Origin of the sequence: Empedobacter sp. UBA5036, from assembly GCF_002415215.1 — a bacterium.
GTDB classification, from domain to species: domain Bacteria; phylum Bacteroidota; class Bacteroidia; order Flavobacteriales; family Weeksellaceae; genus Empedobacter; species Empedobacter falsenii_B.
The window spans coordinates 30,986-44,313 of sequence record NZ_DICC01000058.1; the positions used below are offsets into that span (position 1 = coordinate 30,986).

The 13,328-nt window shown below is 29.8% G+C and carries 15 protein-coding genes; 12 read left to right on the plus strand and 3 right to left on the minus strand.

Features of this window, described 5'->3' with window-relative positions:
- Positions 1-719: 719 nt before the first annotated feature.
- The gene (locus B4J88_RS10775; protein ID WP_291067642.1) at positions 720-1,397 is read right to left on the minus strand and encodes a uracil-DNA glycosylase; all 678 of its coding nucleotides are present in this window, start codon (positions 1,395-1,397) and stop codon (positions 720-722) included.
- Between the two features lie 46 nt (positions 1,398-1,443).
- On the opposite strand from B4J88_RS10775, the gene B4J88_RS10780 reads away from it, so the two are divergent.
- The 6 genes from B4J88_RS10780 (at position 1,444) to B4J88_RS10805 (ending at position 6,633) form a co-directional block, all read left to right on the plus strand.
- On the plus strand, positions 1,444-1,827 hold the full coding sequence (locus tag B4J88_RS10780; RefSeq protein WP_291061364.1) for a hypothetical protein: 384 nt from the start codon (positions 1,444-1,446) through the stop codon (positions 1,825-1,827).
- Positions 1,828-1,896: 69 nt separating this feature from the next.
- Positions 1,897-4,044 carry an endonuclease MutS2 gene (locus tag B4J88_RS10785; RefSeq protein ID WP_291067644.1) on the plus strand — a complete coding sequence of 716 codons (2,148 nt, stop codon included), beginning with the start codon at positions 1,897-1,899 and terminating at the stop codon, positions 4,042-4,044.
- 560 nt (positions 4,045-4,604) lie between these two features.
- Positions 4,605-4,880 (plus strand): hypothetical protein, encoded by a 276-nt coding sequence (locus tag B4J88_RS10790; protein WP_291061361.1) that lies wholly within the window; start codon positions 4,605-4,607, stop codon positions 4,878-4,880.
- A gap of 417 nt (positions 4,881-5,297) precedes the next feature.
- Positions 5,298-5,924: a peroxiredoxin gene (locus B4J88_RS10795; protein ID WP_038336698.1), complete on the plus strand. Its 627-nt coding sequence runs from the start codon at positions 5,298-5,300 to the stop codon at positions 5,922-5,924.
- Positions 5,925-6,083: 159 nt separating this feature from the next.
- Positions 6,084-6,401 carry a thioredoxin family protein gene (locus B4J88_RS10800; protein WP_291067646.1) on the plus strand — a complete coding sequence of 106 codons (318 nt, stop codon included), beginning with the start codon at positions 6,084-6,086 and terminating at the stop codon, positions 6,399-6,401.
- A complete protein-coding gene (locus B4J88_RS10805) occupies positions 6,382-6,633 on the plus strand; it encodes a DUF6952 family protein (protein ID WP_038336694.1) in 252 nt (83 codons plus the stop codon). The genes B4J88_RS10800 and B4J88_RS10805 overlap by 20 nt, the downstream gene beginning before the upstream one ends.
- Positions 6,634-6,709: 76 nt before the next feature.
- Here B4J88_RS10805 and B4J88_RS10810 read toward each other — a convergent pair whose 3' ends face one another.
- Together B4J88_RS10810 and B4J88_RS10815 are read right to left on the minus strand one after the other, a co-directional pair.
- Positions 6,710-7,330, minus strand: a complete 621-nt coding sequence (locus tag B4J88_RS10810) for an L-threonylcarbamoyladenylate synthase (protein ID WP_219034359.1) — start codon at positions 7,328-7,330, stop codon at positions 6,710-6,712.
- A gap of 63 nt (positions 7,331-7,393) precedes the next feature.
- Entirely contained in the window at positions 7,394-8,269 is an 876-nt protein-coding gene (locus B4J88_RS10815) for a DUF808 family protein (protein WP_291067648.1), read from the minus strand.
- Between the two features lie 197 nt (positions 8,270-8,466).
- Between B4J88_RS10815 and B4J88_RS10820 the strand changes: the two genes are divergently transcribed.
- The 6 genes from B4J88_RS10820 (at position 8,467) to B4J88_RS10845 (ending at position 13,326) form a co-directional block, all read left to right on the plus strand.
- Positions 8,467-9,051, plus strand: coding sequence for a Crp/Fnr family transcriptional regulator (locus tag B4J88_RS10820; protein WP_291067650.1), 585 nt, complete (start codon positions 8,467-8,469; stop codon positions 9,049-9,051).
- A 54-nt stretch (positions 9,052-9,105) separates the two neighbouring features.
- On the plus strand, positions 9,106-9,540 hold the full coding sequence (locus B4J88_RS10825) for a carboxymuconolactone decarboxylase family protein (RefSeq protein WP_291067652.1): 435 nt from the start codon (positions 9,106-9,108) through the stop codon (positions 9,538-9,540).
- Positions 9,541-9,633: 93 nt separating this feature from the next.
- Positions 9,634-10,347: an AAA family ATPase gene (locus tag B4J88_RS10830; RefSeq protein WP_115000956.1), complete on the plus strand. Its 714-nt coding sequence runs from the start codon at positions 9,634-9,636 to the stop codon at positions 10,345-10,347.
- 74 nt (positions 10,348-10,421) lie between these two features.
- Positions 10,422-10,844: a GNAT family N-acetyltransferase gene (locus B4J88_RS10835; RefSeq protein ID WP_260392513.1), complete on the plus strand. Its 423-nt coding sequence runs from the start codon at positions 10,422-10,424 to the stop codon at positions 10,842-10,844.
- Positions 10,845-10,923: 79 nt separating this feature from the next.
- The gene (locus B4J88_RS10840) at positions 10,924-11,961 is read left to right on the plus strand and encodes a sulfite exporter TauE/SafE family protein (protein ID WP_291067654.1); all 1,038 of its coding nucleotides are present in this window, start codon (positions 10,924-10,926) and stop codon (positions 11,959-11,961) included.
- 81 nt (positions 11,962-12,042) lie between these two features.
- Positions 12,043-13,326 (plus strand): MFS transporter, encoded by a 1,284-nt coding sequence (locus B4J88_RS10845; protein ID WP_291067656.1) that lies wholly within the window; start codon positions 12,043-12,045, stop codon positions 13,324-13,326.
- Positions 13,327-13,328 lie beyond the last annotated feature (2 nt).

Here is a 13,328-nt window from a genome sequence, read left to right on the forward strand (position 1 = left end):
TACAGTAGAAAATTTAAGTATAAAATCACTTTCAGAAATACAAGTTTTATCCGAATTTGAAATTCAAAATTATATCCAGAAAAACAAAAGTTATGAACCAATTTTTGAGTTATTAATCTGTTCTTGTTTTTCGTATGATACACGTTTTTTTGAAACCATGCTTACTCTTTGTTTCAATAAAATTGGAATCGAAAAATTTTGTATAGACATAGTTTTCCCTTTTTTAAGTAAAATGTCTATCATTCTAGAAAAGTATACAATTCAAGAATCGGTTATTTCTTTTTCTAAAAATCTAATTAGAAAACATCTTTTTTATTTGATTAAATCAATTCCATATTCAGATTAAAATTCTCGTAAATGGCTTTTATTTTTACCTGAAAAAGAAAATGATGATTTAGAATTAATTTATACTTATCTTCTTTTAAAAATTAATAACGAAAAAGGAATTTATTTAGGCGAAAATCAAAGTTTAAATTATATTTTAGAATGTATTGAAAATAATCAAATTACACATATTTTTACTTATATCTCTAAAAATTATGACTATTTTTCTCTTGCAATTTATCTCGAATCAATCAAGAAAAATCTACCAAATATTACCATTTTTGTGACAACATATGCTGTTCTAAAAGATAAAATAACTGAAAAAGTTCCGTATATAAACGTAAACACCCCTACAGCTTTTAATTCTTATTTACAAAAAATTATGGCGATGTAAATTATTTACTTTTGATTTCCCAATTTATAGGTTGTAGATTCTTACTTTTCAAAAAATCATTAGTTTTCGAAAAAGGTTTACTCCCCCAAAAACCTCTGTAAGCTCCTAATGGAGAAGGATGAGCAGATTCTATAACAAAGTGTTTATTTCGGTCAATTTTTGCTCCCTTTTTTTGAGCGTAAGTTCCCCAAAGTATAAAAACAAGGTTTTCTTTTTGATCAGAAAGCTTCTGTATTACAGCATCTGTAAATATTTCCCAGCCTTTTTTCTGGTGCGAACCTGCCTTAGAAGCTTCAACCGTCAAAGTTGCATTTAATAATAATACACCTTGTTTAGCCCATGTTTCCAAATTTCCAGAAGTAGAAATTCTTATTCCTAAATCATCATTCAACTCTTTATAAATATTTTGCAAACTTGGAGGTAATTTAATTCCATCGACAACCGAAAAAGACAAACCATTTGCTTGTCCAATCCCATGATAAGGATCTTGACCAATCAAAACCACTTTAACATCATCAAAAGGCGTATAATCTAATGCAGAAAATATTTTGGATGCGGGAGGATATATTGTTTTTGTTTTATACTCATTTCGTACAAAATCTGTCAATATTTTAAAGTAATCCTTTTCAAATTCATTCTTTAAAACTTCTTTCCAAGAAGCATCTAATTTCACATCCATTTTTATATATTTATACAGAAACAAAATTAACCAATTTTTAACCTCTATGAAAAAGTTTCTTTACCTAATTCCCTTTTTTATACTGAATTCTTGTATTGATATTGTTAATGATGATCGTTATGATTTGGGTCGAAAAATTGAAAATAATATAAATGTTTTGAATACAGATTTGACATATAATTCTGACACAACATATGTAATAAATACGGAGGTGAAGAATAAAAACAAGGATTTTGCCTTAACAGTTAAATTAACTTTTGAATTTAAAAATCCAAATCCTACAATCAATTCTGAAACTTTAACAATTGATTTAAAACCAAATGAAACGAAAAAATCAGTTTTCAGAAGTAGCAGAACAAATACAAATCCAGATCAAATGACGTATATCAATAAGGTCAAAATTAATGTCATCCATTTTGATCAATCATAAAAAAATCACAGATTTCAAAGTATTTCATGATTTTGAATTTGTCGAAATTTTATCCGTAATTTTGCGTTAATGCAAATATCAGAACAAACTTTAAAAGATTTAGAATTTAATGCGGTTCAAAAAGAAATCGCAGAATTTGCTTATACAGAAAAGGTTGAAGCGTTTATTTTTAACTTAAAACCTTACCAAGATCACCAACTTTTGGTACAAGATCTACAAACGACAAACGAATATTTAACAAGTTTCGAGACGGGAAATCGTTTTCCGTTTTCAGAATATTATATTTTAGATGAAAATCTAAGCCGATTAGAAATCGAAAACTATTATTTGCCTGCAGAAGAATTCTTCAAAATCAAGGCGAATACGCTTCAAGTGAAAGAAATCTTGAAATATTTGACAGCTTTCAACGAATATGCACCTGTTTTGTTTGAGAAGGCGTCAACGATTACTTACGAAAAAAATATCGTAAAATTAATCGATCAAGTATTCAATAAATTTGGAGAAATCAAAGACGATGCAAGTCCAGAACTGAAAATTGTACGCGATCGTTTGCGTCATTTGAATGGACGAATTACCGAATTGTTCAATAAATCGATGTCTTATCATTCCGATTATTTGGATGACATTCGCGAATCCGTTGTTGGAAATCGTCGTGTTTTGGCTGTTAAATCGGCTTTGAGAAAACGTGTGAAAGGGCAATTTTTAGGGACTTCAAAAACTGGTTCGATTACTTTTATTGAGCCAGAAAGTGTACAAAATCCTCGTCGCGAATGGGAAGAATTAAAAGAAGAAGAAAAATATTTGGTGATTCAGATTTTGTTAGATTTAACTGCTCAAATTGCAGAATACAAACCAAATCTTGAAGAATATCAAACGTTTTTAGAGTACATCGATTTTACACAAGCGAAAGCAAATTATGCTTTTTTGATTAATGGAATTTTACCTCAACTTTCTGAGAATCGAATTATCAAATTAGTCGATGCTTATCATCCTGTTTTATTTTTAAACAATAAAAGAAAAGCTCAAAAAACGATTCCGCAGAGTTTAGAAACTAACGAAGATTGTCGAATTATCATTATTTCTGGTCCAAATGCTGGAGGAAAATCAATTACGTTAAAAACAATTGGTTTACTTCAAATTATGATTCAGAGTGGTGTTTTAGTTCCTGTAAAAGATCAAAGTCAATTTGGATTTTTTAATCAAATTTTCACAGATATTGGAGATAATCAATCCATTGAAAATCATTTATCAACATACAGTTATCGTCTAAAACAAATGTCCTATTTCTTGAAGAATGCAGACGATAAAACATTATTGTTAGTTGATGAATTTGGGACAGGTTCTGATCCAGAATTGGGTGGAGCTTTGGCCGAAGTTTTCTTTGAAGAATTTTATGAACGTAATTCTTTCGGTGTGTTTACTACGCATTATACAAATATCAAATTGAGCGCAGAAAGTTTGCCAGAAGCGATAAATGCTTGTATGTTGTTTGATAAAAAAACATTGGAACCACTTTATCGTTTGGAAATTGGACAAGCCGGAAGTTCATTTACATTTGAGGTTGCTGAGAAAAATAAAATTCCGTTTCGTTTGATTAATCGTGCGAAGAAAAAAGTTGAACGTGAAAAAGTGAGTTTGGATAAAACTATTTTAAAACTTCAACAAGAAAAATTTGAAATTCAGAAAACAAAAGATCATGTTGAAGAGTTGCGCGAAACAAATCTTGAGCACAACGAAAAATTAGAGCAAACGAATGAAAAAATTCAGCAAAAACTATATGATTTTCAGCAATTATATGATCGCGAGCAAAAACGTTTGAAGCTTGGAGAACGTATTTCGGACATGGCAGATTCTTATCTAAAAACTAAGAATAAAAAACAAATGATTTCGAATTTCTTAAAATTAATTGAAATGGAAAATTCGAAAAAGACGAAAGAAGTTCAGCAATTAAAGAAAATTGAAAAAATTGTAGAGAAAGAAGTTAAACGCGAATTAAAAGAAAATTCAGAAACAATTTCTCAACAAAAAGAAGTAATCGAAAAGAAAGAAAAAGCAGCTACTCAGAAAAAAATTGATGCGTTGAAAGTTGGTGATCGTGTCAAAATTCATGGTTCGTCTAGTGTTGGAACAATTGATAAGATAAAAAAAGAAATTGTTTTTGTAAATTACGGTTTATTTACAACTCAAATCAATGTTAATGAGGTATATAAAATTTAGTTTTTTCGTTTAATTAAAAAGTTTTCAATCTTGTTTGTGGCAAGATGATGACATTAAACACTATTCTTGTTCTTTTATAATAGATGTAACAAATTGAAATAACACATTGAGTGATTGTAAATATATAGTTACTATCAACAATCGAGGAATGATGAATGAAAAAGGTATTTTTTAATTTAAATTTAAGAATTCTTCAAAAATTTACACAAAAAATTCAGCTATATAAACTGTTCAATCTGGTGTTAATAATATTCCGGTTGAAATTAGCAACTGTAATTATGAAGATGAAATAATCGAAGTTTGTTTTATGCAATACAAATAACACACGATATATAAATTATTTATAAAAGATTAATTACCCAAACTTTATTTCTAAATATTACTAATTGTGCATTCGCACAAACGAATAATAACTGGGGTTGGTTAATTGGAAATTGGGGAAGAATTGGTATTGGAAAACCTGGCGAAGGAAAAGGAACTTTTTCTTTTGAATATCAATAGATCAAAATGTAATTTTTAGAAAAAGTCGTTCCGGGTATCCTTCGCGAGATTCTAAAAAAATGACAGTATATGATGATTTATTGGTTGTTTATTTAGATGAAAATAAAAATTTATCGAAAGCTATTTATTTTGATAACGAAGGTCATGTTATCAATTATTCGATTACTTATCCCGAAAAAACGATTACATTTCTGAGTGAAACAAAACCCAATCAACCCATATTTAGATTGATTTACTCGCTACTCGAAAATAATGAAGTTAACACAGCTTTTGAAATTTCAATGGATGGAAAAAATTTTAATACCTATATCGAAAGAAAAATTAAAAAAATATAAAACGAAAAAGGTTAGTGAATTCACTAACCTTTTTCGTTTTAATATCTTAATCTTTCTCTATGCCTTGTGAACTTATCATTAAATCATAATTATCACAGTCGTTTTTAAATAAAATTTAATTCATTTTAAATAATCATCAACATAATGAATATCATTCTTTAGGGTAAATAATCTTCGTAAATTAGCGTATAAATAAGATAAAAAGGCTGTTGTATTGAATTTCAATAGAATATTAACTCAATAATTATTATTAATCATATATCATAAATATAATTTATAGTATAATCTATATTTGAAATTGAAAATATATGGACAGTTTAAAATATCAGTCTAAATTTGTATCAGTAAAAGAGATAAAAACTATTACAAGTTTTATCACATCGAGAAGTAAAAAACAAAATATAAAAAATTAAAATTATGTCATTAGTAGGAAAAAAAGCGCCTTTATTCACAGCGCCAGCAGTAATTGATGGAGACGAAATCGTAGAAAACTTTTCAATGCCAATCGGAGAGAAAAACATCGTTTTATTCTTCTACCCAAAAGATTTTACATTTGTTTGTCCAACAGAATTACACGCATTCCAAGCTAAATTAGCTGAATTCGAAAAAAGAGATGCTGTTGTAATCGCTGCTTCTTGTGATTCAGAAGAAACTCACTTAGCGTGGTTAAACACTGCAAAAGATAACGGAGGTATCGAAGGTGTTACTTACCCAATCGTTGCTGACTTAGCAAAAACTATCGCTATGGATTACGGAGTTTTAGCTGGTGAGTATGTTTACAATGAAGAAAATGATTCTTTAAAATTTGAAGGAGCTCCAGTTGCTTACCGTGGTACTTTCATCATCGACAAAAATGGTGTTGTTCGTCACGAAACAATCAACGATTTACCATTAGGACGTAACATCGATGAGTATGTACGTTTATTAGATGCAATTTTACACGTTGAGAAATATGGTGAAGTTTGTCCAGCAAACTGGGAAGAAGGAAAAGATGCTATGAACGCTACTAAAGATGGTGTAGCTTCTTACTTAGCTTCTCACTAAAAATAACTTGAAAATCTTTTGATTTTCAAAATTCACGAAGAGGCTGTCTAAAAAATTTGACAGGAGATTTTAACGAATTCATTTTCAATAAAAATCACTAAGCTCAACACTTAGACAGCCTTTTTTATACCCAATTTTTAACTTATAAAAATTAATAAAATGTTTGCAGAATTAGAACAAGATAACTTATCACAAGTAGTTGCTGATAACAATATAGTAATTGTACAATATGGTGCTGGATGGTGTGGAAACTGCCGTTTAGTAAAACCAAAATTCAAAAAATTAGCGGCTGAATATGAAGGTCAAGCTGAGTTTTTATATGTTGATGCTGAAAAATTAGTAGAATCAAGAAAATTAGCTGAAGTTCCAAATTTACCAACTTTCGCGGTTTTCAAAGGAGGAGAAAATGTAGGACAAGTAACTGCGTCTAAAATTGATGCTGTAAAAGAATTGATCAATGAAGTTGCCGGTATTTAAGAATTTAGCAAAAAACGTTTCTATTGAAGCAATGGAAACAGCTTTAGAAGTTTTGGAAGTTTATGCTGATTCTCCAGCTGTAAAGGAGCCAGAACAAGAAGTAATTGGAGAAATGATTTCTAACATTTGTGGAGCTATGGAAATGAAGCAAATGATGGAAGAAGAAGGATTGGACGAGCGTACTGCTGCCAATACTTTTATGCAACGCGTAATGGGTTCGATTGATAAATAATTTTATCAATTAGTTAGTATAGAAAAAGGATTTCAATTGAAATCCTTTTTTGGTTTTATATAATTAATGTTGAATCCTATAAATAATCTTCAATATCACCCTTACCTTCACGTAAAACCTCTACTCCATCCGTCATATCAACAACAGTAGACGCAATATTATCTCCATAACCACTATCAATGACAGCATCTACAAGCTTCTCCCATTTTTCAAAAATCAATTCAGGATCTGTTGTATATTCTACAATTTCATCTTCATCATAAATAGAAGTTGAAGCAATAGGATTTCCTAATTTTTCGACAATCATTTGCGGAACAGCATGATCTGGAACACGAATACCAACCGTTTTTTTACCTTTGTAAGCAACAGGTAAATTGCGCGATGCATTCATGACAAATGTAAAAGGACCTGGTAAAGCGCGTTTCAAAATTTTGAACGTACTGTTATCAATTGGTAAAGTATATTGTGACAAATGGCTTAAATCATTACAAACAATAGAAAAATGAGATTTTTCAAGTTTAACACCTTTCAATCGAGCAAGTTTCTCCATTGCTTTAATATTCGTAATATCACATCCTAATCCATACACAGTATCGGAAGGATAAATAATTAAACCTCCATTTTGTAAAATCTTAACCACTTGATCAATCGCTTTTTCTTGTGGATTTTCTGGATGAATTCTGATATAATCTGCCATTTGTAAATCTTTATTCAAAGATACGAAATAGTTAACAATTCTTTTCGAAATCTATTCTATCTCCTAACCTTTAGCTAAACCTATTATTTTCTTAACTATTGTGACAAGTACCACAACCAATAATCCTGCAACTAATGAAATCAAAGCTTCGTTAATCATCATTGGAATTGCTGTAGGTAAATGATGATGAATATAATCGATGTTGTGAACAAATATTCCGCCTGACACCAATAAAAGCGCAACAGTCCCTACAAATCCTAAAATTTTAATCACAAAAGGCAATGCATCAACTAAAAAGTGTCCTAATTTAGAAACAGCTCCTTTGTCATGCGATGCTTTTATCAGTTTAAAACCTGCATCATCCATACGAACAATTAAAGTTACAATCCCGTAAACGCCAATAGTTGCTAAAATTGCAATAAACGAAACTGTAAAAACTTGTGTCAACATTGGTTGTTCCAAAACTGTACTCAATGCAATAATCACAATTTCTATCGAAAGAATAAAGTCTGTAATAATCGCAGATTTCACTTTTGATTTTTCCGAAACTTGTTTCTTATCTTCTACTTTATCTTCATGAATAACTTCTGAACCTTTTTTTGGACGGTGAAAAATAAACTCGATTATCTTCTCTACACCTTCAAAAGCTAAATAAAAACCTCCCAAAATCAAAACATATTTTATCACTTCTGGCATATAATGATTTAGTGTCAAAACAATTGGAACAATAATCAATTTATTGATAAAAGAACCTTTTGTAATTGCCCATAAAACAGGTATTTCACGCGAAGACAAAAATCCCGTCGCTTTCTCAGCATTTACAGCCAAATCATCTCCTAAAATTCCTGCTGTTTTACTCGCTGCTACTTTACTTGTAACCGCTACATCATCCATCAATGCTGCAATATCATCTAAAATTGCAAATATTCCTGAAGCCATATTATTGTTATTTTTTGGTTCGTAAAAGTAAAAAATAATGTCAAATCTTTATAGATTATTTTTATGTTCTTTCGACGATTCATTTCAAGCAAATTGCACTCCAAATTCTGACTATAAACCTGATTAATTTTAAACTAAATTAAGTCCTTTCGGAAACTAATCATTAATTTTAAAGAGAAATATATTAAGCTTATAAAATGGAAAATTCTTTCGGTCAGTTAAAGAAACATATTCAAATTTTCACTTCAATTTCTGAAGAAGAATTTCACGATTCAGTCCAATATTTTGAAAAATTTTCGGTGAAGAAAAAAGAAATGATTCATAAAGCTGGAACAGTTTGTACGTACAATTATTTTATTATTTCTGGATGTATTCGATTATTTTTCATCAATGAAAAAGGTGTAGAACAAACCATTGATTTTGCTATCGAAAATTGGTGGTTGACAGATTCGTTTTCTTACATTAATCAACAAATTTCTGAGTTTTATATTCAAGCTCTAGAAAATGCAATTATTATGAAAATGAGTAAAACAAACGAAGAAATTTTATGCCAAAAACATTCTATTTTCAATTCGTATTTCAAACAAATTTATCAAAAAGTAAATGCTGCTGCTCAAATGCGTTCCAAATACTTGAAAGAGTTTTCGAAAGAGGAGTTTTATTTTCATTTCAAGAAAAATTTTCCTGAGTTTTTACAACGTGTTCCGCAATATTTATTGGCTTCTTATTTAGGTTTCACACCCGAATATTTAAGCGAAATCCGAAAGAAAGAGTTTTCTTAAACCAGTTTAATTTTATTGAATAAATAATCGACGAACTCTGTTAAAAATTAAGAAATGAAATCACGATTAAACATTCAAAAATTAGAACCAAAAGCATACGAAGCGATGTATGGTTTAGAGAATTTTTTAGCAAATTCTGAATTAGATAAATTGCATTTAGAGCTTATTAAAATCAGAACTTCACAAATCAATGGTTGCGCTTTTTGTATTAATATGCACACCAAAGACGCGATGAAATTATGCGAAACAAATCAACGTATTTTTTTGTTGAATGCGTGGCGAGAAACTACACTTTTTACAGAGGAAGAACGTGTAATATTGGCGATGACCGAAGAAATTACAAATATTAGTCAACATGGTTTATCAGAAGAAAATTATCAAAAAGCTTTGGCACTTTTTTCTGAAAATTATATTGCGATTATCATTATTGCAATTACCACGATTAATGCTTGGAATAGAATTGCGATCAGTTCTCATATGATGGTTTAAAATTTTAGCTTCATATATTTGAAGTTTTTTTTGTACTAAAAATCGGCTTTCGGACTAAAATAGTTTAATTTTGAGTCTTGAAGTAAAATTGATATGAATATTTACGATTTAATTGTTGACGATAAGGAAGAAATTTCTTTGAATGATGTTTTTTTAGATGATCAAAATCTTGCGCAAGTAAAACAACTTATCAAAGAACATCGATATATAGAGGAATTGAGCAAATATAATTTGCCTGTCAATAATAAAATTTTGTTGCATGGATTTTCGGGTTGTGGAAAAACAACAACTGCAAAAGCAATTGCAAATGAAATCGGAAAACCTATATTGATTTTGAATTTAAGTAATATTGTTTCATCAAGAATTGGTGAAACTTCACAAAATATTCGAATGCTTTTTGATAAAGCTGCGCGTGAAAAAGCGATTCTATTTTTGGATGAGTTTGACCAAATTGGAAAAGCGCGTGGAAATGACGACAAAGATGTTGGCGAAATGCGTCGTTTGGTAAACACGGTAATTCAATTAATTGATTATTTGCCACAAAATTCGTTGTTGATAGCCGCAACAAATCATCCACATATTATTGATGTTGCATTATTGAGAAGATTTCAGTTAAAAATTGATTTCAAAATGCCAACATCTGAAATGTTAGATGTTTATTACGATAAACTTTTAAACGATTTACCAAAAGATATTCAATCTCTTAAACGAAAATACAACGTTTCATTTGCAGAAGCTAAAGATTATGCGCTTACAAATGCAAAAGCATTATTGATTGAAAAATTAGAACGTCAAGCAAATTCTTAAAACCAAAATATGGAAGACGAATTAATTTATTTCAGAGAACTTTTGGACACTGATGTAGCACACGGCTTTTCGAAATTTATTCGAATGCAAAAGCCATGAAATACCGCGAAACCGCATCAATGAAAACGATCAAAGATTCGTACAAAATGCTAGAAAGAGATAAAGAAAAAAAGAATTCTGGATATGAATTTCGCTTTGCTGTTATCGAAAAATCTTCTGAAACCTTGATTGGTACTGTAATGTTTCAACCTGTTCATGACAAAGCGATTATTGGCTATTCCATTGATGAACAATTTTGGAACAGAGGTTACGCAACACGAATCATCAATCTGATTTCGAAAGAGTTGAAATTGAGAAAATATATGCTGATTGAAGCTTGGGTGAAAAAAGAAAATATCGCCTCGTCTAAAGCCTTATTAAAAAATAATTTTCAGCAAATTTCGCAAACAATTTATCCGAAAAATCATCTTTTTCAATTAAGATTTACTTATTCTTAAGTTTTACTTAAGATAAGTCTTTAGACATTTATTTCTAAAATCATCGTCCTAATTTTGTAACAGAATAAAATTTCTGATCATGATTTTTACTATTTTTCTCCTATTTATTGGAGCAATTTTAGCATTTTGGATAAGTGCAATTTGTGGCGGTGGCGCAAGTTTAATCTTAATTCCAATCCTCAATCTTATTATTCCAACTTCGTTAGTCCCTTTTTCGTTAACAATCGGAACATTTACAAGTTCTGCCTCTCGAATAGCGGCTTTCAGAAAATCTGTACATTGGAAAATCTTCTTTTGGTTCGTGCCATTTTCGATTCCAGCAGTTTTAATGGGCGCTTATTTAATCAAATTTATCAACCCAATTTATTTACAAATTATTGTAGCTGTATTATTGATTTCAAATGTTCCACAATTATTTCTAAACAAAAAACAACAAGACAATGAAGAAAAACCTTCATCAAAATATATTTTGGCCATTGTTGGTTTTTTAGCTGGATTAGTTTCTGGAATAACAGGAGCAATAGGTTTATTATTCAATAGATTTTATTTAAAATATGGATTAACAAAAGAAGAAATTATTGCAACGCGAGCTGCCAACGAAATTATACTTCATATCATAAAATTAATCATTTATATTGTTCTTGGTTTATATTCAAAAAACGCGTTATTACTTGGATTGACGATTGCAGTTGCTTCAATTATTTCTTCTTATACAGTCAAATATATTTTACCTTATTTTAGCGATTTTATTTTCAGAAAAGTTGGCTATGCGGCAATGGTTATTTCTGGAATTACACTTTTTTATACAAGTTCTCAAAAAATCATTCAAGAAGATAAAGTTCAACTTACAACAACAAGTAAAGGTGACGAAAATGAAACAACTTTGAAATGGCGAAACAGTGATTTTGTGATGGAATATTCATTAGATGGGGAATTTGAGATTGAACGTCCAATTCAACCGAATGAATTACCTGAAAAATTATTGAAAAAATACAATGAAATTTTACCTAATTACGATAAAATCCATCTCGAAAAAGTATTCAAAATTGGAGAAGATAGTTATGAATTTTATTGTTACAAAGGCAATAAACTAACCAAATTTGAACTGAAAGAATAGAAGATTGAACAATTAATTTTTACGAAACATTATTTTTGATAAATTATTCTTAAGTTTAGCCAACATTACTATAAAAAATTTATGAATACAAAAGATAATCCCAAACTAATACGAGCTTGGATTTCTTACGACTGGGCAAATTCTGTTCATTCTTTAGTTATTGCCTCTGCTATTTTTCCGGTTTATTATACTTTAATGACCTATGATGCGAACGATCACCCAATTAAATTTTTAGGATTATTACCAGAGTCCGCATTCAATTTTTCATTGGCAATTGCTTTCTTTTTTGTGATTGTTTTGTCGCCAGTTTTGTCTTCAATTGCAGATTTAATCGGAAATAAAATCAAATTTCTTCGCTTTTTTTGTTATTTAGGATCTTTCTCATGCATCGGAATGTTTTTCTTTACATCAAGCGATTTAGTTTGGTTAGCTTTATTACTCAATATCACCGCAAGCATAGGTTTTTGGGGAAGTTTAGTTTTTTACAACGCCTATTTACCAGAAATTGTCTCAGACGAAAAAATGGACAAAGTTTCCGCTCAAGGTTATATGTTTGGTTATATTGGTTCTGTCATTTTATTGACGATTTGTTTGGCAATGATACAATTCGCCCCAGAAGAACAACAAGCAATGTTTACTCGAATAAGTTTCTTATTAACAGGAATTTGGTGGTTAGGATTTGGACAAATTGCATTAAGTAAATTACCAAATCACAAATATGATCGCGAAATTCCGAAAGATATTATCAAATCGAGTTTTAGAAATTTAAAACATACCTTCAAAGATCTGAATCAATACAAAAATATTCGTGTTTTTTTGGCTGGATTTTTCTTCTACAGTTTAGCAATGCAAACTATCTTTTTGATGGCAGCAATGTTTGGAAGTTCAGAAATAGGAATGGAATCTTCAGAATTGATTATGACCATTTTATTAATTCAAATTGAAGCTGTTTTAGGTGCATGGTTATTCTCTTTTCTATCAGGAAAAATAGGAAATAAGAAAACTTTACTAATCGGTATTTTTATCTGGATTATTACATGTATTATTGGTTATTTAATTAATAAAAATGATCCAAATGTAAAAATTCAATTTTATGTAATGGCTGCAATGGTTGGTCTTGTAATGGGAGGTTTGCAAGCTTTATCACGTTCTACATACGCCAAATTATTACCAGAAACAGAAGACACAACAACCTATTTTAGCTTTTACGATGTTTTCGAAAAATTTGCTTTATTTTTAGGTTTAGTTATTTATGGATTATTAATTGAATATTCTGGCGGAATGAAAGCTTCGGCGCTTGCAATGGGCGTTTCGTTTGCAATTAGTTTTGTGATTTTATTGTTCTATAAAATGGAAAAGAAGTAAAG